The sequence below is a fragment of the Chelativorans sp. ZYF759 genome (genome assembly GCF_012911015.1).
GTDB lineage: Bacteria > Pseudomonadota > Alphaproteobacteria > Rhizobiales > Rhizobiaceae > ZYF759.
On sequence record NZ_WVVV01000023.1, the window covers coordinates 13,725 to 38,264 of the forward strand.

General features: G+C 62.1%; 23 protein-coding genes and 2 pseudogenes. 18 read left to right on the top strand and 7 right to left on the bottom strand.

The window, feature by feature from the left end:
- Positions 1-49 precede the first annotated feature (49 nt).
- Genes GRZ55_RS21920 through GRZ55_RS21930 form a run of 3 tightly spaced genes read left to right on the top strand, consistent with a single transcriptional unit; the run spans position 50 to position 2,963 of the window.
- Positions 50-1,096 (top strand): C4-dicarboxylate TRAP transporter substrate-binding protein, encoded by a 1,047-nt coding sequence (locus GRZ55_RS21920; protein ID WP_169289084.1) that lies wholly within the window; start codon positions 50-52, stop codon positions 1,094-1,096.
- Positions 1,096-1,659, top strand: coding sequence for a TRAP transporter small permease subunit (locus tag GRZ55_RS21925; RefSeq protein WP_169289085.1), 564 nt, complete (start codon positions 1,096-1,098; stop codon positions 1,657-1,659). The genes GRZ55_RS21920 and GRZ55_RS21925 overlap by 1 nt, the downstream gene beginning before the upstream one ends.
- Positions 1,656-2,963 carry a TRAP transporter large permease gene (locus GRZ55_RS21930; protein ID WP_169289086.1) on the top strand — a complete coding sequence of 436 codons (1,308 nt, stop codon included), beginning with the start codon at positions 1,656-1,658 and terminating at the stop codon, positions 2,961-2,963. Before GRZ55_RS21925 ends, GRZ55_RS21930 begins: the two co-directional genes overlap by 4 nt.
- Before the next feature lie 286 nt (positions 2,964-3,249).
- On the opposite strand, the pseudogene GRZ55_RS21935 reads toward GRZ55_RS21930, so the two are convergent.
- A pseudogene (locus tag GRZ55_RS21935) lies at positions 3,250-3,577 on the bottom strand (integrase core domain-containing protein); the annotation flags it as partial.
- A 172-nt stretch (positions 3,578-3,749) separates the two neighbouring features.
- Between GRZ55_RS21935 and GRZ55_RS21940 the strand changes: the two are divergent.
- The 5 genes and pseudogenes from GRZ55_RS21940 (at position 3,750) to GRZ55_RS21960 (ending at position 11,513) form a co-directional block, all read left to right on the top strand.
- Positions 3,750-4,022: a hypothetical protein gene (locus GRZ55_RS21940; RefSeq protein WP_169289087.1), complete on the top strand. Its 273-nt coding sequence runs from the start codon at positions 3,750-3,752 to the stop codon at positions 4,020-4,022.
- Between the two features lie 205 nt (positions 4,023-4,227).
- Positions 4,228-5,184, top strand: coding sequence for a DUF3991 and toprim domain-containing protein (locus tag GRZ55_RS21945; RefSeq protein WP_169289088.1), 957 nt, complete (start codon positions 4,228-4,230; stop codon positions 5,182-5,184).
- A gap of 144 nt (positions 5,185-5,328) precedes the next feature.
- Complete coding sequence (locus tag GRZ55_RS21950; protein WP_169289089.1) at positions 5,329-5,931, top strand: DUF1419 domain-containing protein; 603 nt, start codon at positions 5,329-5,331, stop codon at positions 5,929-5,931.
- 13 nt (positions 5,932-5,944) lie between these two features.
- A pseudogene (locus GRZ55_RS21955) lies at positions 5,945-6,332 on the top strand (DUF3085 domain-containing protein).
- 87 nt (positions 6,333-6,419) lie between these two features.
- Positions 6,420-11,513, top strand: coding sequence for a lactate dehydrogenase (locus GRZ55_RS21960; protein WP_169289090.1), 5,094 nt, complete (start codon positions 6,420-6,422; stop codon positions 11,511-11,513).
- A 4-nt stretch (positions 11,514-11,517) separates the two neighbouring features.
- On the opposite strand, the gene GRZ55_RS21965 is transcribed toward GRZ55_RS21960, so the two are convergent.
- Both GRZ55_RS21965 and GRZ55_RS21970 read right to left on the bottom strand, forming a co-directional pair.
- Positions 11,518-12,027, bottom strand: a complete 510-nt coding sequence (locus GRZ55_RS21965) for an RES family NAD+ phosphorylase (protein WP_169289091.1) — start codon at positions 12,025-12,027, stop codon at positions 11,518-11,520.
- Positions 12,024-12,374, bottom strand: a complete 351-nt coding sequence (locus tag GRZ55_RS21970) for an MbcA/ParS/Xre antitoxin family protein (RefSeq protein ID WP_169289092.1) — start codon at positions 12,372-12,374, stop codon at positions 12,024-12,026. The genes GRZ55_RS21965 and GRZ55_RS21970 overlap by 4 nt, the downstream gene beginning before the upstream one ends.
- Before the next feature lie 332 nt (positions 12,375-12,706).
- On the opposite strand from GRZ55_RS21970, the gene GRZ55_RS21975 reads away from it, so the two are divergent.
- From GRZ55_RS21975 to GRZ55_RS22005, 7 genes are all read left to right on the top strand, one after another.
- Positions 12,707-14,455: a ParB/RepB/Spo0J family partition protein gene (locus GRZ55_RS21975; RefSeq protein WP_169289093.1), complete on the top strand. Its 1,749-nt coding sequence runs from the start codon at positions 12,707-12,709 to the stop codon at positions 14,453-14,455.
- A gap of 91 nt (positions 14,456-14,546) precedes the next feature.
- Positions 14,547-15,023 carry a hypothetical protein gene (locus tag GRZ55_RS21980; RefSeq protein WP_169289094.1) on the top strand — a complete coding sequence of 159 codons (477 nt, stop codon included), beginning with the start codon at positions 14,547-14,549 and terminating at the stop codon, positions 15,021-15,023.
- Positions 15,020-15,907, top strand: a complete 888-nt coding sequence (locus GRZ55_RS21985) for a hypothetical protein (protein WP_169289095.1) — start codon at positions 15,020-15,022, stop codon at positions 15,905-15,907. The genes GRZ55_RS21980 and GRZ55_RS21985 overlap by 4 nt, the downstream gene beginning before the upstream one ends.
- Entirely contained in the window at positions 15,904-16,239 is a 336-nt protein-coding gene (locus GRZ55_RS23550) for a hypothetical protein (protein WP_246734930.1), read from the top strand. The genes GRZ55_RS21985 and GRZ55_RS23550 overlap by 4 nt, the downstream gene beginning before the upstream one ends.
- Positions 16,240-16,698: 459 nt before the next feature.
- Positions 16,699-17,286 (top strand): hypothetical protein, encoded by a 588-nt coding sequence (locus tag GRZ55_RS21995; protein ID WP_169289096.1) that lies wholly within the window; start codon positions 16,699-16,701, stop codon positions 17,284-17,286.
- A gap of 109 nt (positions 17,287-17,395) precedes the next feature.
- Entirely contained in the window at positions 17,396-17,650 is a 255-nt protein-coding gene (locus GRZ55_RS22000; protein WP_169289097.1) for a type II toxin-antitoxin system prevent-host-death family antitoxin, read from the top strand.
- Positions 17,643-18,038, top strand: a complete 396-nt coding sequence (locus GRZ55_RS22005; RefSeq protein WP_169289098.1) for a type II toxin-antitoxin system PemK/MazF family toxin — start codon at positions 17,643-17,645, stop codon at positions 18,036-18,038. The genes GRZ55_RS22000 and GRZ55_RS22005 overlap by 8 nt, the downstream gene beginning before the upstream one ends.
- 447 nt (positions 18,039-18,485) lie before the next feature.
- On the opposite strand, the gene ltrA is transcribed toward GRZ55_RS22005, so the two are convergent.
- Positions 18,486-20,012: a group II intron reverse transcriptase/maturase gene (gene ltrA / locus GRZ55_RS22010; protein WP_169289099.1), complete on the bottom strand. Its 1,527-nt coding sequence runs from the start codon at positions 20,010-20,012 to the stop codon at positions 18,486-18,488.
- A gap of 648 nt (positions 20,013-20,660) precedes the next feature.
- Here ltrA and GRZ55_RS22015 point away from each other — a divergent pair.
- The 3 genes from GRZ55_RS22015 to GRZ55_RS22030 all read left to right on the top strand — a co-directional run bounded on the left by GRZ55_RS22015 (position 20,661) and on the right by GRZ55_RS22030 (position 23,033).
- Positions 20,661-20,846 (top strand): hypothetical protein, encoded by a 186-nt coding sequence (locus GRZ55_RS22015; protein WP_169289100.1) that lies wholly within the window; start codon positions 20,661-20,663, stop codon positions 20,844-20,846.
- A gap of 285 nt (positions 20,847-21,131) precedes the next feature.
- Positions 21,132-22,061, top strand: a complete 930-nt coding sequence (locus tag GRZ55_RS22020) for a zincin-like metallopeptidase domain-containing protein (protein ID WP_169289101.1) — start codon at positions 21,132-21,134, stop codon at positions 22,059-22,061.
- 657 nt (positions 22,062-22,718) lie between these two features.
- Entirely contained in the window at positions 22,719-23,033 is a 315-nt protein-coding gene (locus GRZ55_RS22030) for a DUF736 domain-containing protein (protein ID WP_169289102.1), read from the top strand.
- A 21-nt stretch (positions 23,034-23,054) separates the two neighbouring features.
- Here the strand turns inward: GRZ55_RS22030 and GRZ55_RS22035 are convergent, their stop codons facing one another.
- From GRZ55_RS22035 to GRZ55_RS22045, 3 genes are all read right to left on the bottom strand, one after another.
- Positions 23,055-23,333, bottom strand: coding sequence for a WGR domain-containing protein (locus GRZ55_RS22035; protein WP_169289103.1), 279 nt, complete (start codon positions 23,331-23,333; stop codon positions 23,055-23,057).
- Between the two features lie 100 nt (positions 23,334-23,433).
- Positions 23,434-23,712 carry an HU family DNA-binding protein gene (locus GRZ55_RS22040; protein ID WP_169289105.1) on the bottom strand — a complete coding sequence of 93 codons (279 nt, stop codon included), beginning with the start codon at positions 23,710-23,712 and terminating at the stop codon, positions 23,434-23,436.
- A gap of 87 nt (positions 23,713-23,799) precedes the next feature.
- A complete protein-coding gene (locus GRZ55_RS22045) occupies positions 23,800-24,276 on the bottom strand; it encodes a MucR family transcriptional regulator (protein WP_169289104.1) in 477 nt (158 codons plus the stop codon).
- Positions 24,277-24,540 lie beyond the last annotated feature (264 nt).

The following is a 24,540-nucleotide window of genomic DNA, read 5'->3' on the forward strand; positions in this document are numbered from 1 at the left end:
ACCGTGCACATAGGAGGAAAGAATGCGCTTTGGGAGGAGAGTTGTCCCGTTGGCTATCATAGCCAGCTGCGTCGTGTCGGCGATGCCCGCACAGGCTGCGGAAAGGATTGGACTGACCCTGGCTACGGGTCACCCGGAAGTGTTTCCGCACGTTCGCTTCCTTAAGGAGGTGTTCGTACCGGAGGTGGATCGCCTTCTCGAAGAAGCAGGCGGCGAGTATGCCATAGACTGGCGGCAGGCCTATGGCGGGACATTGGTGCGTACGGGCAGTGAATTGGCCGCAATCCAGCAGGGCATTCTCGACATCGCCTTCGTGCCCACACTCTTTTCCGGATCGCAACTTCCTTTGGAACAGGTGACCTATCAAGCGCCGTTCCTGTCGCCGGATGACGAAGTCATTCGCCAGGCGATGACTAATGTCCGCAGCCGCTTTACCGAATACGGCGATGCCTGGGCAACATTTGGCGCGACGGTACTTTCTGCCGGCAACATCTGTGACGACTACAACCTGATGCTGAAGGAGCCAGCGGAAAATCTGGCCGATTTGGACGGCCGCAGGATCTACGCCCCCGGACCAACCGCAAATTGGTTAAAGGGGACCGGGGCAGTGGCGGTTGCCGGCAATATGAGTGAATATTATCAGGGCTTGCAGTCAGGAATCGCAGATGGCGTTCTGGTGCTGACATCGGCCGCTTTCCCTGGCCGCTACCATGAGGTGGCGCCGAATTTTGTTAAGGTCGGGCTTGGTGCGCAGTGGTGCAGCACAATCGCCATCAACACACAGCGTCTGGAAAGCTTGCCGGATCCGGTGCGGGACGCCATTTTGGCGGCGGCGCAGGCCTATTCGAATGATTTAATGACCGCAGTCAACGCGTCCATGGCACAGCATCTGGAGAATATGCAGGCGGAAGGCGCAACAGTGATTGAATGGTCACAAGAGGCGAGAGCCGAATGGGCGAACGCACTCCCCAATATCGCCCAGGAATGGGCGGACGCGATGGCTGCTCAGAATCTTCCCGGCCATGAGGTTCTTCAGGCACTTCAGGAGGAAGTGGTAGCCGCTGGCGCAGAACCTTTGCGGGACTGGACGCAGTAATGCGCGAGCCTGCACAGGCACAGCAGGCCCGGCGGCGAACGCCGGGCCTGATCTTTGAATGGCTCAGCGCCCTTGGTGGACTGCTGATCGTAATGCTTATGTGCGTCATTGGTATGGATATTCTCGGCCGCGCACTGTTGAACAGGCCTCTCAGGGGTGTCGCCGAGATTGCAAGCCTCACGATCGTTGCCATTGTGTTTCTACAGCTCCCCCAGGCCATCCGGGGTGGAAGAATGCTTCGCTCAGATGGACTGCTGATGGCCATCGGCGCGCGTGCACCACGGGCCGCCAGCTTCCTCAACGCGCTCAACGCGTTACTTCTCGCGGCCTTGCTGATCCTGATATTCATGTTCGGCTACCAGCCCTTCCTTCAAAGCTGGCGCATCGGGGAATATATCGGCGCGCTTGGCGATTTCACGGCGCCGATCTGGCCGGTACGACTTATGATCCTCGTCGGATGTGTTTTTGGCGCGGCTTATGCCGTGGTCATGCTGGCTGCGAGTCTGCGCGAGATCTTTCGGGCCAATGCCCGCCCACGCTCGTTCCACGGGGGACCAACGTGAGCGGATTGATGATAGGCCTCATTTCGATCGGTGCGGTGTTTGTGCTGATCTATCTGGGTATCTATGTCGCGGTCGCTTTGGGCATCATTTCCTTCATTGGGGTCTGGTTCATCACGGGCAGCTTTCACCTGTCGGGCAGCCTGCTCTACCTGTCGGCGGCGGACACGTTGAGAAGCTATGAGTTCGCCGTCGTGCCGCTCTTCGTCTTCATGGGATTGATCGTTTCGGTCGCCGAATTCGGGCGTGACGCATTTCAGCTTGCCGCCCGGCTCTTTCGTCGCATCGTTGGGGGACTCGGCATTGCGACCGTCATCTCCAATGCTCTCTTCGCAGCAGTCAGCGGGACCAGTATCGCCGCCGGTGCCGTATTCACCAAGATAGCTGTTCCGCAGATGCAACGACTGGGTTACAGGCCCTCCTTCGCCGTGGGCGTGGTCGCGGGAAGTTCCGTGCTTGGCATGCTTATTCCACCCAGCCTCCTGATGATCATATATGGAATAACCACCGAACAATCGATCGGCCGCCTCTTTTTGGCAGGCATTGGGCCTGGCCTACTTCTTGCCGGCATCTATTGCGCTGGAATTGTGGCGATGGGTCTGTTCTGGCGCGGGTTCGTTGGGCGGATCGAAATCTCCGAAGCCGACCAGCAATCCTCGATCATTAGCGGTATCCTTGCGGTTGCGCCCCTTGGCGCCTTGGCAGTGGTTATGCTGGGCGGGATCTACGGCGGCATCTTTACGCCGACAGAAGCAGGAGCAGTTGCGGCCTGGGGCGCACTTGCCATCGCGGCTCTCCACCGACGCATTTCCCTGCAGCAATTGTGGCGGGTGCTCGTCGAAACAAGCTACGTCACTGTCACGATCCTGTTCCTGGTCGTGGCCGCGAGCTTGTACGGCCGAATGCTGACCTTTGCCGGTCTTCAGCCGGCCCTGGCCGGCTTTCTGCAGGATTCGACCATCACGCCGATGACCTTTCTGCTTCTGTACATCTGCGTACTTGTCCTGCTTGGCATGATCCTCGACGCCACGTCAATAATCTTGATCTGCGTGCCCATCGTTCTCGGTCCGGCGATGGCGTTCGGGTTCGATCCGATCCATTTCGGGATCATAACGATCCTGGCGGTTGAAATCGGGCTTCTCACGCCTCCTCTTGGTCTGGCTGCCTTTGTCGTGAAAGCATCACTTGACGACCCTAAAATTACGCTCGGGACCATCTACAGAGGATGCGCGCCATTCGTGGTCATGATGCTGCTTGCCCTGGCTCTTGTGGTCCTCTTCCCGCAAATCGCCTTGTTCCCCCTGTGAATGGGCAGATTGGCATGGGAGCGGGAAAGAGGTGGGGTAAGATCCTTTTGGTAATCGAGGCTTTTTCCGGAAAGGAAGTTCACCATCGCCGGCATCCCTATTTCGGCCGGAAGGTCAATGTGCGGCGAGTAGAGCATCGGGCGACCGGGCAGTTTCTCAAGGTGGAAGGCCCGTCTGGCATCGTCTCGATTCCTGGCTGGATGGTGGATCCTCTCATCTGCGCAGACATAAGCCCTGGCCGCCACAGTGAAGCGCCCTGGGTTTTCCGGAGGCTGTTTAGTTTGGGTCACGCGACCATGTCGGGGGTCTCTACGGCTGCATAGTATTTTGCCTCGGCCTCGGCTGGCGGGATGTGGCCGACAAGTCCGAAAAGGCGGTGATGGTTGAACCAATCAACCCAGCGCAGGGTCGCCATCTCGACGGCCGAGACGCTTTGCCATGACCGTCGACGCCAGATGACCTCGGCCTTGTACAGGCCGTTGATGGTCTCGGCGAGAGCATTGTCGTAAGCGTCGCCGACGCTGCCGATCGAAGGCACCAGACTGGCTTTGGCGACGCGCTTTGTGTTGGCAAGGTACTGGGCGGATTCAACCCCTGTCGCTGTGATGGATCAGCCGGTCCTGGGGCCGGTATTTTCCCATGTCGAGCCTGTGACGCAAGCGCTAGGCGCCGCCTGCCGGGCCGGACTGTTGGCCAAGCTGAAGCCCCGCCTCGCGGGTCTTCCCCCGCTCGGGCGGCCATCCCTGGCGTACAGACACAGGGGGAAGAAAAAGGAAGTCGGGGTCTATGCTCGTTGTGATCCGCCGATGGCTCGAACACCGACGCGCCATCCGTTTACGCTGGCAAGACGACACCCGACGGCTCGTCGCGGCTGAGGAGGCCAACGCCTATAATGAGGCGCAGCGACGTGCCGCCCGCTCATGCGTGCGCGGCCAGATACGCGAATTCCACCATTGGGCCAAGGTTTCCGCCGAAATCGCCCGCATCTCGCCTGTCGTGGAAATGGATATCGATGTGGTGACCGCGATCGTCGCCGAGGAAGAGCGACGCAGCGGATAAATGGCGGGATGGGTGTGCCGCTTGCGCGCTGCGCCCGGCAAGGGAAGCTTCGCCGCGGCGGTTCCGTCGTTGCCGACCGGCATAACTGCCGGGTTGCCCGCCGCGCCCTTGCCCGCCTTGCTCTTCGCGGCCTCCGGTATCCACCCCCGAATGATCGGGGAGCAGGAATCGGATTAGAGGAGCAAGGAAGGTGCTGGCGCAAACAATGGAAAAAGCAGATCTGGAAGAGCTGAGGGGCAAGGTGCCGTGCAGCGCCGTCCTTGAGGACGCGGGCTTCGCGCTCGACCCCAAGGAAAGCACGCGCAAGGCGATCAAATATCGCCGCGCGGGCGAGATCATCATCGTCATCCATGAGGGCAAGGGCTGGTTCGACCCGCTTTCCGACGGCAAGGGCGATGTATTCGGCCTGGTGGAACATCTGCAGGGCGTGCGCTTCGTGGAAGCCATGTACGAGGTCGCCAGCCTGGTCGGCTTCGTGCCGTCTGTACCGGTCTGGAAGCGGGAGTCCCGTGATCGCGCGCCGGACCTGTCAATTCCCGAACGATGGTCGTCCCGCCGCAAGCCATGGCAGGGTTCTGCGACCTGGCGCTATCTGCGCGACGCACGCGGTCTGCCCGAGCGCATCATCCGCACGGCGATCTCCACCAATTTGCTGCGGGAAGGTCCGCATGGCAGCATGTGGGCCGCCCATACCGCTATCGACGGCGCCGTCACCGGCTGGGAGGAACGCGGTCCCGACTGGCGCGGCTTTGCGTCGGGCGGGGCCAAGGTGCTGTTCCGCATGGGCTCGCCCGATGGCGTTCGCCTTTGCGTCACCGAAGCAGCGAGCGACGCCATGAGCCTTGCGACCCTGGAGGGTATGCGGCATGGCAGCCTCTATCTCAGCGCCGGGGGCGGCTGGTCGCCGTCCACAGCGGAGGCGTTGCGGGAACTGGCCATCCGGCCGGGCGCGCAGCTTGTCGCCGCAACGGACGCCAACAGCCAGGGGACTGTGTTCGCCGGCCGGCTGCGCGAAATCGCCAAGGATATCGGCTGCGACTGGCTCCGGTTGACGCCGCCGGCAGAGGACTGGAACGACGCGTTGCGCGAGCAGGTGAGTGAAGCAAAGAAGAGGGAGGAGGAAAAGGGCCTGCCGCATGCCCGCCGGCCGCCTCAAGGGTGAAGCTTCGCCCGGCTGACGCCGGCCCTTGACCCGCCCGGACGGAGAGGCAGTTGCGGGGGAGGGGTCAGGAAGGGCTGAAGGATGATGGTGAGTCCCAAGAGGGATCACCGCGCTCCGGCCCGACAAGGCTAAAGGAGCCCGCCAATGACCGTCTCTCCAATCCGTAAAGTCTATCAGGGCATCGCCGACCGCCGGCAGATGTTCCGCCTCTTCGACAGGCATGCGCAGCGGCCGAACCGTTGGGAAGGCGATGACGGCGCGCTCAGTTGCGGAGAATGGTTCGAGATCGCCCGGACCGAGCACGATTACATGCTGGAGATCCTGCCGCCGCTCTGGATGCGCGGGGAAATGTTCGCCATGCGCGAGTTCCTCACCGGCTCGATCACCAGCATCTTCTATACGCTCAGGATCGACGGCCGTACGCGGCATTTCCACGGCTATTGCGATCTGTTGCAGGCTCGGTCCCCGGTCGAGATGCGCGACGCCATCGTCGAACGCGAAAGCTGGCCGGTAAGGGCAATGGCGTATCAGGAGCGGCTCGAACACATCTGGAGCGCGACCCATGACGACTATCGTGGCTATGCCGGCGAGCGCTGGCTGCCTAAGCATCGCGGCAAGCGCACCGTCCTTGTCTATGGCCGGCGTGGCGGCACCACGCTGAAGCTGCTGGAGGACCTCACAGAGGATGAAATCCAGGCCAAGCTGCCCGTCCACCTCCGGCATCTGCCCGAACAGCATGCGGCGTGAGGTGGAGTTTGCCATGTTCACCTTTCCCATTCCTGGCGTCCGCAAGGTCGTCGAACGCGGCATTGCCGATGCCGCAGCCAATGGCGGCTTTCGCAATCCCTATTACGGCACCCGTCCGGGCGAGGGCGAAATGCCCGGCCTCTGGCTGGTCGGTGACGAGGGTGCCTACATCATGTCCAACGGCAAACTGGCCGAGGGCGAGAGGCCCCTCGTCATCTATGCCGAGCAGTGTCATCCCAAAGGCGATAGCGACTGGTGGCCGCCATTTCGGTGGCGATGACGGCATCGAGTTCATCGAGGCCGAGCGGCTGATCCCGGAACTCGATCGCAATTTTGGGGCGACCCATTTCAACATCCGGCTCAATGAGACCGAGATCACGTTCTCGCTGATCACCCGCTGACCTTTCCGACAATCGCGACGCCCTTCCGCCAGCCGACTCTGCTCGGTCGGGAGTCTCGCGCGCGCCTACGCACAAGGAGATTTCTCAATGTCCAACGACGATCCATTCACGCTCTCGCCATTAGGCAACACCACGCTTTCGTCCGGCATCGGCGTTACCGCGTTCGGCGGCGACTTCGCGGACAACGATCCCGACGACGATCCGCCACCGATCTGCCCGGCGCCGGCCAAGCCGGCGCCGGCGGCAACGCCCAGCGCGAGGCAGAAGACGCAGCCGACCCATGGCGAGAACTTCCGTCTTGATGGTTGCCGCAACCTCGCCCGAGGCTGGAGGCGGCGGGCGAAAGACAATCTTGCCGCCATTCGTCTGGCGGCCGAAATCGAGGCTGACGACCGCCCGGCAACATTGGAGGAGCAGGCTCAATTGATCCGCTTCACCGGGTTTGGCGCGTCCGATCTGGCGAACGCCGTGTTTCGCCGTCCCGGCGAAGCCGGTTTCCGGAAGGGCTGGGACCAGATCGGAGCCGAGCTGGAAGAAGCCGTTTCCGAAGCCGAATACGCTTCGCTGGCGCGCTGCACCCAGTATGCCCACTTCACGCCCGAGTTCATAATCCGGGCGATCTGGACCGGTTTGCAGCGGCTCGGCTGGCGTGGGGGCAGGCTGCTTGAACCAGGCATCGGCACGGGCCTGTTTCCGGCGCTGATGCCGAAAGTTTTGCAGGACGTTGTCCATGTCACCGGGACCGAGCTCGATCCGGTGACGGCGCGCATCGTCCGGCTGTTGCAGCCGCGCGCGCGCATCATCAACGCCGATTTTGCCCGTAGCGATCTGCCAGCCAACTTCGATCTCGCCATCGGCAATCCGCCATTTTCCGACCGCGCCGTGCGTTCAGACCGCATCTATCGGCCGATGGGTCTGCGGCTCCACGACTACTTCATTGCCCGCTCGATCGACCTGTTGAAGCCGGGGGCTTTCGCTGCCTTTGTCAGCAGTTCAGGTACCATGGACAAGGCCGACCGAACGGCGCGCGAGCACATTGCCAAATCCGCCGATCTCGTTGCGGCTATCCGTCTGCCGCAAGGCAGTTTTCGGGCGGATGCAGGCACCGATGTTGTCGTCGACATCCTCTTTTTCCGGAAGCGAAAGCCCGGCGAGCCGGAAGGCGATGTGATCTGGCTCGACCTCGATGAGGTTCGTCCCGCCGACGGGGAAGAGGCCGCGATCTGGGTAAACCGCTGGTTTGCGCGCTATCCCGATTTTGTGCTGGGCACCCATGCCACCATGTCCGGGCCGTTCGGGGAAGCCTATACGTGCCTTCCGCGAGCAGGCGTCGATCTGGAGCAGGCGCTTGCTGCTGCCATCTCACTCCTTCAAGAAGCGATCTATGACGGCGAGCCGGAGGCGATCGACGCCGATGCCGATCATGATGCCGATCGGCCGGGCAGTGACGGTCCCGAGAGCGGTCGGATTCGTGAGGGCAGCTTCTTCATTGCAAACGATACGGCCCTCATGCAGATGGTCGACGGCCTGCCCGTCACCATCAAAGTGCGCAAGGGCCGGAGCAGCGATGGTGTGGCGGACAAGCATGCCCGGATCATCCGCAAACTGATCCCGATCCGTGATGCCGTGCGTGAGGTCCTGAAGGCCCAGGAATTCGACAAGCCCTGGAAGCCGGCACAGGTCAAGCTTCGCACTGCCTGGTCGAACTTCGTCCGCGAATTCGGCCCGATCAACTTCACCAGGGTTTCCGTCTCGGAAGATGCCGAGATCGGCGAGGTTCGCGAAACCCATCGCCGGCCGAATCTGCAACCTTTTCTGGATGACCCGGATTGCTGGCTGGTCGCCTCGATCGAGGATTACGACCTCGAGACCAATACGGCGCGGCCCGGGCCGATCTTTTCCGACCGTGTCATCGCGCCACCCTCGGCTCCGGTCATCGCTTCAGCCGCCGATGCCTTGGCTGTGGTGCTCAACGAGCGCGGCCATGTCGATGTCGATCACATCGCCGAATTGCTGCATTCCGATGCGGATGCAGTGATCGGCGAACTCGGCGACGCCATTTTCCGCGATCCCGAAACCGGGTCATGGCAGACGGCCGATGCATATCTCTCCGGCCATGTGCGCGACAAGTTGAAGACCGCTGAAGCCGCCGCGGCACTCGATCCTGCGTTCGAGCGCAATGTCCGGGCGCTAGTCGACGTCCAGCCCGCCGATCTTGGGCCTTCCGACATCACCGCCCGTCTCGGCGCGCCGTGGATACCGGCCGCCGATATCGTCGCCTTCGTCAAGGAGACGATGGGTGCGGAAATCAGGATCCATCACATGCCGGAACTGGCGTCATGGAAGGTGGAAGCCCGGCAGCTCGGCTGGATGGCCGCCAGTACATCGGAATGGGGCACGGGGCGCCGCCACGCCGGCGAGCTGATCGCCGATGCCCTCAACAGCCGCGTGCCGCAGATCTTCGACACCATCAAGGAAGGTAACAGCGAACGTCGGGTGCTCAATGTCGTCGACACCGAGGCGGCCAAGGAAAAGCTTCAAAAAATCAAGACCGCCTTCCAGGTCTGGATCTGGTCCGATCCCGATCGGACCGACCGGCTGGCGCGGATCTACAATGACCGCTTCAACAACATCGCTCCCCGAAAGTTCAACGGGGATCATCTGCAGCTTCCTGGCGCCTCGGGCGCCTTTTCTCTTTATAGGCACCAGAAGCGGGGCATATGGCGCATCGTCTCTGCGGGCTCCACCTACCTTGCCCATGCCGTCGGCGCCGGCAAGACCATGACCATGGCAGCAAGCGTCATGGAGCAAAAGCGCCTCGGGCTGATCGCCAAGGCGATGGTGGTCGTGCCCGGCCATTGTCTGGCGCAGGCCGCGCGTGAGTTCCTGGCGCTCTATCCGACCGCTCGCATTCTGGTCGCCGACGAGAGCAATTTTTCGAAGGCCAAGCGACACCGTTTCCTGTCGCGGGCGGCGACGGCCAAGTGGGACGCCATCATCATCACCCATTCGGCCTTCCGATTCATCGACGTGCCTTCGGCCTTCGAGAGCCAAATGGTCCAGGACGAGCTGGAGCTCTATGAGACGCTGCTCACCCGGGTCGACGGCGACGACCGCGTCTCGCGCAAGCGCCTCGAGCGGCTGAAGGAAGGCCTGAAGGAACGGCTGGAATCGCTATCGACCCGCAAGGACGATCTGCTGACGATTTCCGAGCTCGGCATCGACCAGATCATCGTCGACGAGGCGCAGGAGTTCAGAAAACTTTCCTTCGCCACCAATATGTCGACGCTCAAGGGCGTCGATCCCAATGGCTCGCAGCGGGCCTGGGACCTCTATGTGAAGTCGCGCTTCGTCGAGACGAAGAACCCTGGCAGGGCGCTTGTGCTGGCCTCGGGCACGCCGATCACCAATACGCTGGGCGAGATGTTCTCGGTACAGCGCTATCTCGGCTTCGATGCGCTTTTTCAGCGAGGCCTGCACGAGTTCGATGCTTGGGCGAGCACGTTTGGCGATGTGACCACCGAACTGGAGCTTCAGCCTTCCGGCAAATACAAGCCGGTCACGCGCCTTGCCACTTTCGTCAACGTGCCTGAACTGATCGCCATGTTCCGCACTTTTGCTGACGTGGTCATGCCGGAGGACCTCAGGCAGTATGTGAAGGTCCCGGCGCTCTCGACCGGCGCTCGCCAGATCAGGTCCTCAAAACCGTCTGCTGCCTTCAAGCGCTACCAGATGGTGCTTGATGCCCGCATCAAGGCCATCGAGCAGCGCGAGGGACCTCCCGAACCCGGCGACGATATTTTGCTCTCCGTCATCACCGACGGCCGCCATGCGGCGATCGACCTTCGGCTGGTCGATGCCGATATCGATAATGAGGCTGACAACAAGCTCAACGATCTGGTCGCCAATGCGTATCGTATCTGGCGGGAAACGGCTGAGAGCACCTATGTGCGTCCCGACGGCAAGCCGTTCGAGCTGCCCGGTGCGGCGCAGATGATCTTTTCGGACCTCGGCACGATCAGCGTCGAGAAGAGCAGAGGCTTCTCCGCCTATCGCTGGATCAGGGATGAGCTCGTGCGCTTTGGCGTTCCGGCAACGGAAATTGCCTTCATGCAGGAGTATAAGAAGTCGGAGGCCAAACAGCGCCTGTTTGGCGATGTCCGCGCCGGCAAGGTGAGGCTTCTGATCGGTTCGTCGGAAACCATGGGCACGGGCGTCAATGCGCAGCTCCGCCTCAAGGCCCTGCATCATCTCGATGTGCCCTGGCTGCCCTCACAGATCGAGCAGCGCGAGGGCCGTATCCTGAGGCAGGGCAACCAGCACGATGTCGTCGACATTTTTGCCTATGCCACCGAAGGCTCGATGGACGCCCAGATGTGGCAGAACAACGAGCGCAAGGCCCGGTTCATTGGCGCGGCACTTTCCGGCGACACCTCGATCCGCAGGCTCGAAGATCTGGGCGAGGGCCAGGCCAATCAGTTCGCCATGGCCAAGGCCATTGCCTCGGGCGATCCGCGCCTCATGCAAAAGGCCGGGCTTGAAGCCGACATCGCCCGGCTCGAACGGCTTCGGGCAGCACACCAGGACGATCAGTTCGCCATCCGGCGCCAGATCCGCGACGCCGAGCGCGACATTGACTATTCAACCCGGCGTATTGGCGAGATCGCGCAAGATTTCGAAAAACTGCAACCGACCACCAGCGACGCTTTCCGCATGCAGGTCGGCCACGAGACCTTTGTCGAGCGCAAACTCGCCGGTCGAGTGCTCATGAAGGAAATACTGACCTTGGTGCAGCTCCAGCAGGAGGGCGACATTCCCATCGCCTCGATCGGCGGCTTCGAACTGGAATATTCCGGCGAGCGCTTCGGCAAGGACGGCTACCGCTACACCACCATGCTGATGCGCACCGGCGTCGACTGCGAGATCGAACTGCCCGTGACCACCACGCCGCTCGGCGCGATTTCCCGCCTCGAGCATGCGCTCTCCGGATTCGAGGATGAACGGGAGCGCTATCGGGACCGGCTGGAGAATGCCCGCAGGTGCCTTGCCTCATACCGGTCCCGAGAAGGCGGCGACTTCGCCTTCGCCGGCGAGCTTGCCGACAAGCACAGACAATTGGCGGAGGTCGTGGCCACGCTTGCCGCAGACACCGAGGATCAGTCCGATCGAATGGCAGCCTGAGCGGCTACCGCGAAAGGCGATGCTCGTCATCGATCAGCGTGAGACGGCATGGGACCTTGTCGCCCCATTTCCACAGCACGAGGTTAAGGTCGTCGGCGCCCGCACCGGGCGCGAAGCTGTTCACCAGCAATCCATTGTAGCCTGCGGCGATGAGCCTGCTGGCGAAGACCTGCGTGCGTGCTTCGCCGCTCCTTCTCATCTCATCGCGCCATGTCGGATCTGCCAGCTCGGCCGCGTCCATGCCCTCACTCGCAAGAGCAGCATCGTCCCGGCAATCGAAGATGTGCTCGATCTCGGCATCGTAGGAGACGAGTGTGGTCGGTTGGAGATTGCCGACCTGATTGGCCTCCCGCAGCGCCGTCATCACCGACAGGGATGCATAAAGTGCCGGAACGCCCTTGGCATTGAAGCGTCCGCCATAAAGCTCTGCCCCGCGGCCGGAGAGTGGTTCGCGTGCATAGATTGGGTTGAGCGCCCGGTAGAGCTTTCCCTGGTAGCGGCCCGACGGCTTCAAGCGTAGACGCCGGCGTCGACCGCATCGATATACTCAAGCACCTCGTCGGCGCGGCCCGAGCGCACGAGTTGCATCGCAGTTTGCCCTGAAAACCCGGGCAAAGGTTCGGATCTGTACCAGGCATAGGCCATCAGGGCCGAGCCGAAACGCGGCTCGACCTTGTTGAGGATCTCGACCATTTCCCGCAGGCGGCGCTGTGTCTTGTCGGAGCGCAGGCGATCACGGCGCTGGACCGCATCCCGCCCGAGCCCGGCCGTGCGGGCCACTTCCGCGCTGGTCGTGCGCAGCGCCTCAGCGATCTTGCGTGGGGCGAAGAAGCCGTCATCGGCATATTGAACCAGTGCCATCTCGATGGGCCTTTCAGGAAGCATCTCAATATATGACGCAATATAACGTCAATATGAGCGGCAATCAAGAAGTGTGAAAAAGGAAAAAGGGGACGGGAAAGCCCGCTCGCAGATCGGGCAAGCCGCTGACGCTGGCGTTCAATCTCGGCCATCGCGATCCCGGCCCGTCGTCCTGCGCAGGGCTATGAGCCCCGCTGATCCGGCCGGGCAGGGATGCTCGGCCGTAATTGCACCGGCCCGCCCGCTCCGCAGGCCGGGGGATGTCTTGAAGAAGAAGACGAGAAAGGGACCGGCGCGGTGCCGGTTCCCAACCTAGAGAAGGAGCATCTCTCATGGAAATCAAACTGGTCGATCCGCGTTCGCTCGTGGAAAACCCCGACAGGGCCCGGCGTTCGAAGTCGAATCCGCAGTCCGACGCGCTGCTGCTTGCCACGATCAAGGCTGTCGGCATCGTGCAGCCGCCCGTCGTGGCGCCGCAGTCCGGTGGTGGCAATGGTTTTGTCATCGATGCCGGACACCGGCGCGTCAAGCAGGCGATCGCGGCGGGTCTGGAGGAGATCGCGGTTCTTGTCGGCGAGGCCGCCGAGGATGGCGGCGCCATGCGCTCGATGGTCGAGAACATCGCCCGCGAGAACCTCAACCCCGTCGATCAATGGCGCGCCATCGAGCGGCTGGTCGCACTCGGCTGGACCGAGGAGGCGATCGCCATGGCGCTGTCGCTGCCCGTCCGCCAGATCAGGAAGCTGCGCCTGCTCGCCAATGTCTTGCCGGCCATGCTCGACCACATGGCCAAGGGGGACATGCCCAATGAGAACCAACTGCGCACCATCGCATCCGCTTCGCTCGAGGAGCAAAGGCAAGTCTGGAAGGCGCACAAGCCGTCCAAGGCCGATCCCCAGGTCTCGTGGTGGAGCGTTGCGCAGGGCTTGACCCGGACCCGCATGTACGCCCGCGACGCGAGCTTCGGCGAGGATCTGGCGCAGGCCTACGGCATCGCCTGGGTCGAGGATTTGTTCGCGCCCGCCGACGAAGACAGCCGCTACACGACCGATGTCGAAGCGTTCCTCGGTGCCCAGCAGGAGTGGATGACCAACAACCTTCCCAAGAAGGGCGTGGTCGTCGAGGCCGGCCAGTGGGGCGAGCCCAAGCTCCCGCCCAAGGCCGAGCGCGTTTACGGCAAACCGGCCAAGTCCGATCATACCGCCATGTATCTCGATCGTGACGGCAAGGTGCAATCGGTCGCCTTCCGCATGCCGGAGACCAAGAAGCCGAAGGACAAGAATGGCGCGTCGGCAGGCGATGCGGGCGCGGACGACAACATCATCGTTTCAAAGACCCGGCCCGATGTCACGCGCAAGGGGATCGAGATGATCGGCGATCTGCGCACCGATGCTCTGCACGAGGCGCTGTCGCGCGCACCGATCGAGGATGACACGCTGATGGCGCTGCTTGTTCTCGCCTTCGCCGGCCAGAACGTGACGGTGGCGTCCGGCGCGCGCAACATCTCCAATTACGGGGCGGCAAGCCTTGGTGAACATGCCGCTCATCTGTTCGATCAGGACGGTAAGCTCGAGTTCGATACGGACACGTTGCGCATCGCGGTGCGGTCCCTGCTGATCGATGTGTTGTCGTGCCGTGAGAACCGGTCGGACAGTGGTGTGGTCGCCCGAGTCGCGGGCGATGCGATCGGCGCCGACAACTTCATGCCCAACATGGGGACGGAAGATTTTCTGTCGTGCCTGTCGCGTCCAGCGCTCGAGGCCTCCTGCGCGGACACATCCGTGCTGCCTCGGCAGAAGGTCAAGGACACCCGCACGGCCTTGGTCGAGCATTTCAAGGAGGACCACTTCGTCCATCCCTCGGCGCTGTTCGCCCCCGATCCGGCAAAGCTAGGCGCCTGGCTGAAGAAGCACGAGGCCGTTGAGCAGCCCGACGACGATGGCATGTCGGCGGACCAGGACGAGCTGGAGGGCGATGCGACCATCGAGCCGGCTCATGACGATGTCGATGAGGCTCCATCCGTCCACGACGGAGCTTGCGAGGACGATGACGCCGACGGTTTTCGCGAGGCCGCCGAGTAGCAGCGCGTTGCTTTTTTCCGATCGCCATCCCGCCGCCGGTGTCCTCACCGGCGGCGGTTTCGTTTCCACCATGAGCAACACGGAGACAACTATGTCCGCTCAACTAATCCATGACCTCGTTCCGCTCGGCTCGATCGTGACCTATTCCGACGGATCACCACGCCCGCCCGAACGCCATCGCAAGAAACTCGCCGCCTGGGAGAACCGCAACAGCGGGGGCCGTCTGATCCGCAAACAGGCCGAAACCCGCATCGGCAACGCCACGCTGCCTGCGTCCATCACCCTCCACAAGGGCGACTATGGAAGCCAGGGCACGATCGTCCTGCGCGTTCACCAGACTTTTTCGGTGAACAGTGACCTCAAATTCGCGGTCAAGGAGCGGCCGGCCATCGGCTCCGTCCTCGTGCTCGAGCGCCCGGGCGAGGATGCCGAACTGGTCTATCTCGCCAGCCATCGTGCGGATGCGGAGGAATGGCTGTCGCGGCATGGCTATCCGAACGCCGTATTGCAGGAAGTCACGGCGGACGCCGTTGCCGCCGACACCGTCGAGGGGAGGGCGGCAGCATGAGCGCGACCACCACCCGGAATCGAGACGACGAGGCCCCCGGTTACCCGGGGGTTTCTTTTGGCCGCAGCGCCGATGGCCTGCTCGTGGCCCTCGTCGGTGAGAGCGCTTTCGCCATGCTCCCGGCCCGTGAGGGCCGGCACTATCTCGTCACGGGGTGGCGTATCCGCCGGCCGATGTCTCAATGGACGCGGTCGGATTTTTACGGACATTCGGGCGAGATTGCCGATGAGGATGCATTCAGGGCAAGAGTGCTCGAACAGGCCGAACACAGCCAAGAAAAGCTGGCGCTCGGCCGGCGCGAAGAGCGATCGAGCGCGTATACCCCATGGGGTCCGTCACAGGGAGCGACCGTCTTTGCCGAGGGTGTGGTCTGTCATTCGACCGCTGGCCATGGCGGGTTCCATCTGTCCGTCGAGCGTAACAGCAAGGTTCATCCTTTGCTTCGTGATGGCGGCGGCTTCTACGAAGAGGATGAGGCCTGGGCGATCGTGGCGATCACCTTCCCACATTTGTTCACCAGCTTCGAGCGCCGCTGCGCCGAATGCACAATGAAGGACAGCTACCCGGACGCATGGGAGGCAATCACCGGCACGGTATTGCAGCCGGGAAAGTCCCGGAAGAAGGACGAGCGGGCCTTTCGTCAGGAACACGCCGCCGACTGGGTCGTGGTTTCCGCGATCATTTCGGGCCACGAGAAGGGTTTTGTCGAGTGCATTGCCACGCTCGGTGCCAGGCGCGGTATCGGCACCGAGGAACGCCGCTTTCTCGTTCCCGCCGACGAATACGACATTGGCTGGTTCGGCTTCGTCATCGATCCCGATCGTCATCCTGTCCATGCCGGCCCGTCGAGCTTTGTCGGCTGGCAGGGGAGGGGATCGCGATGACCCTATCCCCCGAATTGCGCCGACGGCTTTCTCGCATGCAAGAAGCCCGCCGGCAGACACAGCGGCAACTCGACATGATCGACCGGCAGATCACACGCCGCATGACGGCGCTGATACCGCAATTGCAGCCGAGGCAGTCGGCCTGTCGCCGGGGCAAGGCACCGGACGCGTGCGCGTTTCTTGTGCGGTATCGGTCGCACCATGCAGCCCTGACTGCCGAACGCCAACCCGAGATCGACGCGCTTTCCCGAAAGCTGGCTCGGCAGGATCTTGGCATCGTTCGATTCCTTGAACGCCATGCAGGCCATCTCGATCATCGACGTGCGGCGTAACGGTCAGCCTGTCTGCCGAAAGGTCAGGCGTCTGTCCCAGAGGTCGGCTGGTCGTTTGGGCATAGCCGATTGCCTGGGTGGGGGATCTGCGTGCTCGGTTGCGGCATGATGGCAGGGCGGTTTCTCATGGCGACCTGTCCTTGAATCCCCGTGTCGATAGCGAGGCCCTTGTCCGGCTTCCCTTCGTTCGGTGTGCGGTCCTAAACCGGCGGCCGTTCGCTTCAAGGCCGCGTTCCGCGCCGCGGGGCGGCCGGAAGGCGCCACACTCGACAGGGCGGCTCCGCGTCCCGCGCGAGGGCCAAAGACCCTGCTTGTCCGCAAACCCACCCCGCTCGTGTCGGCCCTTCCGGACCCTGAAGCGGCCGTCGTTCCGCCGGTTTTGGCTGGACCGCGCCCGAAGGGAGGGCCGGTCAAGGAACCGGTCCAGGCCTTCGGGGAAACCCAAGGAAAGGAAATACCATGACCAAATCCGCTCGCTCCTCCCGCCAGTCCGCGCGCGTTGTCCCGTCGCGCAAGGGCGCCACCCTCGAAATGGTCCGGCTTTGCTGCCCCGACGCCAGCCAGGCGACCCTCATCTCCGAGAGCTTCGGCCGTCCCGTTCTCGACAGTGACGGGATTCGCAATCTCCACGAGAAGTTCATCATCGAGACGGCCGATGCCCTCAATGAGGGCCTGGGCGAACGGGCGATGCAGATTCACCTCCAGCGCATCGTCGGCGCATTTGTCGGCTCGGCCCATGGAGCCGGCCAGTTCTACAGCCGGGCCGTGACCGAAGCCCGTGACGCCACAGCCAAGGCTGCCAACGACATGCGCGACGAAGACCTCGATGGCCCGGTCGGCTTCGACAGTGCTGCCCAGCGCAAGCGTGAGTTCGCAGCCGATATGGGCGTTCAGTCCCATGCGTTGCGTATGGCAGCCGAAGGCACTGTTGCCGCTTACGAACATGTCGTCGGCGAGAAGTGGAAGCCCTTTGAGCGCGCCGTCGAAAACCCCGGCCAGACCGTCGACCGCAAGGCGGCCGAACTGCAACTGGCTGCTCTCGGTTAAACCCCCACGGGAGCGGGGCTTCGGCTCCGCTCTTTCCAGGGTCGAGTAAGCGCCATTGACGGAAAGACGTAAATTACCTATTTTACGTGGAACTTATGGAGCAGCCTCGATGAAGCAGTTCACCTTCTCTGAAATGAACCGATCCTCCGGGGAGATCCTGGAGGCGGCCCTTATCGAGCCGGTCGTGCTGACCAAACACGGCAAGGAAAAGCTCTATGTGCTTTCGGCGCGGGAATACAATCGCATGCGGGGTAAGCCAAGCCCGACGAAGGCTTATTCCCTGCATGACGCGCCCGAGGAGGTCCACAACGAGCTCATGTCGGGGATAGATGCAATTCTCGACGTGAACGAGCCCGATGCTTGAGCAAGGCGACGTCGCCGAATTTTACTATCTCTGGCATCGCGAAGCCCAACAGGGTGAGGAATCAGGCCGGAAACCTCGGCCTGTCTGTATCGTCATCAAAACGCCAGGCAATCCCGACATTGTGTTCCTCTTTCCCTTCACCTCGAAAGCCCCGCTGCCCGGTCAATTGGCGTTGAGTGTGCCGGAGACGGAATGTCGCCGCATCGGTCTGACCGCTCCCTGCTGGATCGTCCTCGATGAGTACAACCGCGTTGAGACGGACAAGGACTACGACTTCGTGTCGACCGAGCCGATCGGATCGGTCAGTGCGGCGTATCTGCGCGAGATTGCCGCAACGATCAGGCAGGCGGCAAGATCCGCTCCCCTCAAGGCCGTGAAGCGAACCTGATCCCGAGACCGGCGTTGCGCCTGGAAGGCCTGAAACCCACGCTGATATAGCATGAGGATCCGCACCCTGGTGCGCTGCTGAGAAAGCGTCCCGGCGGAAGATGATCCCGTGTTCGATGGCGCACGACATGGGCTCTGTGTCCGCAGGCGGTCCAATCCCGCTCTTTTTGGGATGGCTTTCCTGATCCGGCTCCGGATCTTCCACGATCAACCCTTGAAGGGTCCGCTAGCAAGCTGCGGCCGCTTGGCTTCGCCTGCGCGGTGATCGCGCCCGGAGCCGGACACTTACGGAGCCATCGAGCGGGATCGGCCCGCTCCGAGGATGGTAGAGTAGGGATGAAGCGCTCCGTCTGCGAGCAGGTGAGTTTCTTCATCCCTCTCACCGAACCGGACGTGCGAGTTTCCATGCATCCGGCTCTCCATGCGTGACGATTGTCACGGGTGGACCTCACGTTTCCGCGAGGGTCTGGAATGCCTCCCAGAACTTGTCGGCTCCCTTCTGGAACCACTCGCCCGGACTGGCATTCCATCCGTTCGGTATTCGCATGCCCCGGTGCGGATAGCGCCTTGTCCCACCTTCGCGAAGGAACCGCAGTTTGCTGCGGCCATCGACCCAGCGGTAACGCTCTCCTTGAACGTTGACTGTGAAGCGACGCCGTATCTGTTTCCAGTGCGTCTTATGGTGCTTCCTTTTCAGCCATCGCTCGATGCGCTGCCTTATCCACCAGTCAAGGCTGGTGAAGTCCTGATATGCCCGTACGGCGTAACGATAGTAGTTGCGCCATCCGAGAAGGACTGGATTGAGCGTTTCGATCAGAGTGGCGAGAGGATATCCGGTTGGGATATCTTTCACCATGCCTTTGATCTTGTGTCGCAGGTCATTCAGCTTGCTCCTCGGTATGATGAGTTTGCCGACTGGGCGTCCTGTGTGGATCGCCTTGGCCTGCACCACCCGGTAGCCGAGGAAGTTGAAGCCCTCTTCGACACTGGTGATCGCGGTTTTCTCCATCGATAACTCCATGCGCAGTTCCGTTTTCAGGAACTGCGCCAGCGCCTGCTTTTCTGCTTCCGCCTGTTCCCGCGTCCCCTCGACAAGGATGACAAAGTCATCCGCATACCTGACCATATAGAATGCAGGCCGACCGTTCTTGCGGTCATCAAACCGCCGGTTGGTGGCATTCCGGGCCGGTTCGCGAGGATGCGTGGACCAACGACCATATCGCTCATCGAGAACTGTCAGATAGATATTCGACAGCATCGGTGAGATGATCCCGCCTTGCGGCGAGCCGGTGACCGGATGACGTATAGTCCCCTCGATCATCACGCCAGCCTTCAAGAACGCGAGTACCAACCGCAGGATCTTGCGATCCGAAATGCGGCGTCGTACCCGCTCCATCAGGACATGATGATCAATAGCGTCGAAGCAACCCTTGATGTCACCTTCAATCACATAGCCGTACACGGATGGTCCGTGCTTGGTCGGTTGAAGGCAGTACTGGATTTTCGCCAGCGCATCATGGGTGCTCCGTCCTTTTCGGAACCCGTATGAGGTCGGATAGAAATCCGCCTCGAAGATGGGCTCCAGGATCAGCTTCAAAGCCATTTGCACCAGTCGGTCGGTCAGCGTGGGAATGCCGAGCGGGCGGAACTTTCCCGGTTTGCCAGGCTTCGGGATGAGCCGTTGCCTGACAGGTTCGGGTCGGTAATTTCCGTTGCGAAGGGCCTCGCGTATTTCATCGAGGAACCCCATCACGCCGTCGGAACGCATTTCGACCGTGCGCCGCGTGACCCCGTCTGTGCCGGGTGTTTGACTGCCGCGATTGCGGGCAAGCCGTTCCCAAGCATAGATCAGGGTTCTACGGTCGCATACGAGATTGAACAGATCGGCAAACACCTTGTCGGCGTCGCCGTTGCTCCACCGATACAGCTTGCGCTGCATGTCGAGGACGAACGAGGTATTCACCGCGCTGGACATACGTCCACCTCCTGCCTGCAAGTTGTACCCACTGCCTCCCTTCGCCATGTGGACGGCTTTCCCGCCCTCGGACTACTACGGAGGCTCCGCCCCCTGTCATCACGCTCGCTGGTCGCTTCAGCCATCTGCCGCCCGAGGGCCGCAGAGGCGATGACAAGGTTCTTGGGTTCCGCTTTCGATCTCTCACCTGCTTTAGGCGCCGACTCTACCCCGTGTGGAATCCGGCCCTGGCGCCACGCAAGCAAACGCCAAGGCTGACGAACGGTACACCGCACGTCCCCAGTCCGTGTAGGCTCAGCACGGACCAACGCTCCACCGGCCTGCGTTTTCGTTCGCAGACCGCCCCGCCCACTTCCGGGTTGGCGGGAGACATTTAGTAACGAGGCGTCCGCCATCGGTTCGGTTGCCCTCGCCATGGCAGGTTCGCACGCCGGACCGCTCACGGGACCGGAAGTCCCCGCCCGTCCGGCTTCAATGGGTTCTGCTGATTTATGGCTCCCCGGAAGCACCCGGTTTACCTCACCCATCTGCTTAACACCGCGTGTTGCGTCACACGGCGTGCGGGGTCTTCCACCCCGCGAGATCGAGAACGGCTGAAAAGTCAAAGCACTCCTTTCTCCAACTTGCCCCAACGCACGAGCCCAAAAAATGTCGCACAATCTGGAACTCGCACAAAAACACGCCTGGCACCTCGCCCGCACCCTCATGACCACCGTCATCCTCTTCAAGTCCGATAGCGAGTACGGCGTCCTGCCGGCCGACGATCTCGACGACGCCGATGTGGTCGCCCTCTACGAATATGATCCATTCGCCGGTGCGCGGTCGGTTCACTGAACCGGCCACATTGCCCTGCAGCGCCCTGCTTCGGCAGGGCGCCTTCTTCTGTTCAGCGGATGCATGCCGAACGCGCTTCGTGTGCGGGGAAGGGAAGAATTCCGCACATCGCGATCCGTCCCGGTCGGCGGCTCAAGCCGGACCCGGGTGCAGGCGCAACGGCTTCGCCGTCCTCCTCTTCGTGCCGGCCCCTTCGGGGTGCGCCGACCCCCGCTTGGCCCGGCTGGCGGACCGCCGTGACGGGGTCGCGATGGGCGCGACCTCCCGAATGGAGGTTCAGGAAAAATGAGCAGGAAAGAGAGAAACGAAAAGCGCGTCGACATCTATGCGCGGATCACCGAGCGCATCGTCGCGCAACTGGAAGAAGGCGTGCGGCCCTGGACCCAACCTTGGAGTACCGGCAATGCAACGGGCCGCATCACACGCCCGCTCCGCCACAATGGCGAGCCCTATTCCGGCATGAACGTGCTGCTGCTGTGGTCGGAGAGTATGGCGCGGGGCTATGCCGCCCCGATATGGATGACATACCGGCAGGCAAGCGAACTGGGCGCCCATGTCCGAAAGGGCGAGACCAGCACCACCGTGATCTATGCCAGCAGGTTCACAAAGACCGAAACCGATGCGCGTGGCGATGAGGTCGAGCGGGATATACCGTTCCTGCGCGCCTATGGCGTGTTCAATGTCGAGCAGATCGAGGGTCTGCCCGAGCAGTACTACCATCGGCCCAAGCCAATCCTCGATCCGGTCGAACGGATCGAACATGCCGACCGCTTTTTCGCAAACACCGGTGCAGTCATCCGCCATGGTGGGACCAAGGCGTTCTATTCTCCGTCGACCGACCATATCCAGATGCCGCCCTTCGAGACATTCAGGGACGCGGCCTCATATGTCGCGGTGCTGAGTCACGAGCATGTCCACTGGACAGCCAGCCCTGATCGCGTCGGCCGTGACCTCTCCCGCTATGCCATAGACAGATCCGAACGGGCGCGGGAGGAACTGGTGGCCGAGATTGGGTCAGCGCTGTTGTGCGCCGATCTTGGCATTGTACCGGAGCTTGAACCGCGCCCCGATCATGCTGCTTACTTGGGTGGCTGGCTCACCGTATTGGCCTGTGATAAGCGGGCGATCTTCTGTGCCGCGGCCCATGCGCAGCGTGCCGTCAACTTCCTCCACGGCCTCCAGCCATCCGCTTCAGAAGAGCGCGAGGCGGCGTGATGGTCACGCCTCGTTTGGTGATCGGGAGAGGGCGGGTGTTCCCAACTGGCTCTGCGGGGCACTGGTTTGCGCGGGCGCCGAGCCGCCAATCATCGCGGACACGAACAGGAGAACAGGCCACCTTGCCGCGGCGCCAAGCGAGGTGTGAACGTCCCTCGCAGTAGGCCCGTTAAGGCCAGTTCGACAGGGTGTGCTGCAACGGAACCTTGCACAATCGCACCCTGGCCAATCATATCCATGTGGTACGCGATGTCGTTTCCGGTGCTCCCTTCAGGGCGCTTGTGGGCCGCAACGGCGCCTCGCGGGACGGCTGCAGCATCAGTCTCTGATGCCGACCATGCCATCGATGCCGAACCACGATGCGCGGGGGGACAGCTCGTTCCTTCCGGACCTTGAAACCGGTCAACCCTTCTGCGGCTCGATGAGGCATGTCTGACCGGGGATCGGCTTTGCCTCGATCGTTATCCCGCAACGTCCATCCGCAACTTTCTTCCCCTGCCGGCTGCGCCGCCATTCCTCGCGGAACAAGAAAGCTGCTCCCGGCCGCCCTTCATTCCATTCCGGCCCTCGCGGGTGCGGTCCGATCGTCCCCGGTCTTTCGACTGCCATCGAGGTCGCGAAGGGCGCGGCCCGAAACCCAAGGAAAGGAACTTCACCATGGCCACCATCGGCACCTTCACCAGCACTGCAAGCGGTTTCACCGGCACGATCAAGACGCTCAACCTCAACGTCAAGGCGCGCATCGAGCGGGTCGAGACGCCCTCCGACAAGGGACCGCAGTTCCGCATCTTCGCAGGCGCCAATGTCGAACTGGGGGCAGCCTGGCAGAAAACCGCCAAGGATACCGAGCGCGACTACCTCTCGGTCAAGCTGGATGACCCGAGCTTCCCGGCCCCGATCTACGCCACCCTGATTGAGGTGGACGGGCAGGAAGGCCTCCAGCTCATCTGGTCCCGCCCGAACCGGGACTGACCGGCTCACCAAGCGGCCCCGTCAATCAGGCGGGGTCGCTTCTGCATGCCGACGGGAAGATCTCGGTCGATAGCCGCGCATCCTCTTGGTGCGTAGGATTTCAAGGAAGAGGCCGACGGCCTCACGCTCGCTGTCGAAGGAATGCTGGACCATGCGACCGCGCGTTCCAATGCGTCCCCAGCGGCGGACGAGGCAGGCCTGGCCGAACAGTGTCTCCTCGATCGACAGCGCATAGAACCGGGCCATGTTCTGGCCCGGGTCATGCCGTTCGATGTAGAGCCGATAGTGATGCGCGATCATGTCGAACAGAATCGCGCACTACCTGTCCGCGGTCCAATGACAGGTTTGAATCACTGGACCCGGATCGATTCACTCCGGTGATGGATCGCCCCAGGAATGATCAGCCGTTCAACGCGTCCTTGACGGCCTTCGCCGGCGCAAAAGTCAGCTTCCTGGAGGCTGCGATCTTGATGGTGGCACCGGTCGACGGATTACGTCCCTCGCGCGCCGGCGTGTCCTTGACCTTGAACTTGCCAAAGCCTGGGATGCTGGTCTCGGCGCCCGAACGCGCGGCATCGGTGACCTGCTTGAACACGCTCTCCACGGTTGCCTTGGCCTGTGCCTTGGTGAGGTTCTGCTCAGTTGCGATCTTGTCTGAGATTTCTGTCGTCGTTGTCATCAAGTTTTCCTCGGTGCTTCTTCGTTGGTCGTCTTGGGATGCAGGCAATACCCGCAGTGGCAGGGTCCTACGATCGGGCGATTCCGCTCACTTGCCGAACTTCAATCCGAGCTTCTTACGCCGAGGAGCTGGAGCGGGCTTTGCTGGTTCGGGAACAGCCTTTCGTCCCAGCCCGCTCGCCTTGGCAAGAGCGGAACGCGCCGCCGAATAGTTTGGCGCCACCATCGGATAATCGGCCGGAAGGTTCCACTTCTGGCGATATTGGTCGGGTGTCATGTTGTGGTGGGTCGCCAGATGGCGCTTGAGCGACTTGAACTTCTTTCCGTCCTCGAGGCTGATCAGATAGTCCGGGGTTACAGACTTCTTGATCGGGACGGCCGGAACCGGCTTGGACTCCGCCGGGGCTGCGGCGCCATTCGCCAGACCGCTGATCGCGGCGTGAATGTCGGCAATCAGCTTTGGCAAATCCGAGGAGGGAAGCGGGTTGTTGCTGACATAGGCGGCCACGATGTCGGTCGTCTGTTCAATCAGGTTCTGTTTTGTCTCGGTGGTGGTTTCCGGCATCGCTCTGTCCATAGGGGCTGCGGGGTGGGATCGGTAAAGCTCGGCTGTCTCGCTACAGCATGAAACCACACCTGTATAGACGACCTGAGCCGAGCTACCTCAGTTCGAATTTCGGGTTTCGACCTCATGCACGAACCCGCTTCGCGGGAGGGGCGCCTTGGCCTGAGATGGCGTAGTATTCGTAGTCTTTGAGCAGGTGGCGGCGGGCGACCCGACCATGGAGTTCCCTTCAACGAGAGGAACTCGCCATGGCTACCCCATCGA

Bases quoted from the DNA above. Each gene is read 5' to 3' on its own strand.
- GRZ55_RS21925 (WP_169289085.1), top strand. From the start codon at position 1,096: ATGCGCGAGCCTGCACAGGCACAGCAGGCCCGGCGGCGAACGCCGGGC.
- GRZ55_RS21940 (WP_169289087.1), top strand. From the start codon at position 3,750: ATGCTCGTTGTGATCCGCCGATGGCTCGAACACCGACGCGCCATCCGT.
- GRZ55_RS21945 (WP_169289088.1), top strand. From the start codon at position 4,228: ATGGAAAAAGCAGATCTGGAAGAGCTGAGGGGCAAGGTGCCGTGCAGC.
- GRZ55_RS21950 (WP_169289089.1), top strand. From the start codon at position 5,329: ATGACCGTCTCTCCAATCCGTAAAGTCTATCAGGGCATCGCCGACCGC.
- GRZ55_RS21960 (WP_169289090.1), top strand. From the start codon at position 6,420: ATGTCCAACGACGATCCATTCACGCTCTCGCCATTAGGCAACACCACG.
- GRZ55_RS21970 (WP_169289092.1), bottom strand. From the start codon at position 12,374: ATGGCACTGGTTCAATATGCCGATGACGGCTTCTTCGCCCCACGCAAG.
- GRZ55_RS21975 (WP_169289093.1), top strand. From the start codon at position 12,707: ATGGAAATCAAACTGGTCGATCCGCGTTCGCTCGTGGAAAACCCCGAC.
- GRZ55_RS21980 (WP_169289094.1), top strand. From the start codon at position 14,547: ATGTCCGCTCAACTAATCCATGACCTCGTTCCGCTCGGCTCGATCGTG.
- GRZ55_RS21985 (WP_169289095.1), top strand. From the start codon at position 15,020: ATGAGCGCGACCACCACCCGGAATCGAGACGACGAGGCCCCCGGTTAC.
- GRZ55_RS23550 (WP_246734930.1), top strand. From the start codon at position 15,904: ATGACCCTATCCCCCGAATTGCGCCGACGGCTTTCTCGCATGCAAGAA.
- GRZ55_RS21995 (WP_169289096.1), top strand. From the start codon at position 16,699: ATGACCAAATCCGCTCGCTCCTCCCGCCAGTCCGCGCGCGTTGTCCCG.
- GRZ55_RS22000 (WP_169289097.1), top strand. From the start codon at position 17,396: ATGAAGCAGTTCACCTTCTCTGAAATGAACCGATCCTCCGGGGAGATC.
- GRZ55_RS22005 (WP_169289098.1), top strand. From the start codon at position 17,643: ATGCTTGAGCAAGGCGACGTCGCCGAATTTTACTATCTCTGGCATCGC.
- ltrA (WP_169289099.1), bottom strand. From the start codon at position 20,012: ATGTCCAGCGCGGTGAATACCTCGTTCGTCCTCGACATGCAGCGCAAG.
- GRZ55_RS22015 (WP_169289100.1), top strand. From the start codon at position 20,661: ATGTCGCACAATCTGGAACTCGCACAAAAACACGCCTGGCACCTCGCC.
- GRZ55_RS22020 (WP_169289101.1), top strand. From the start codon at position 21,132: ATGAGCAGGAAAGAGAGAAACGAAAAGCGCGTCGACATCTATGCGCGG.
- GRZ55_RS22030 (WP_169289102.1), top strand. From the start codon at position 22,719: ATGGCCACCATCGGCACCTTCACCAGCACTGCAAGCGGTTTCACCGGC.
- GRZ55_RS22035 (WP_169289103.1), bottom strand. From the start codon at position 23,333: ATGATCGCGCATCACTATCGGCTCTACATCGAACGGCATGACCCGGGC.
- GRZ55_RS22040 (WP_169289105.1), bottom strand. From the start codon at position 23,712: ATGACAACGACGACAGAAATCTCAGACAAGATCGCAACTGAGCAGAAC.
- GRZ55_RS22045 (WP_169289104.1), bottom strand. From the start codon at position 24,276: ATGCCGGAAACCACCACCGAGACAAAACAGAACCTGATTGAACAGACG.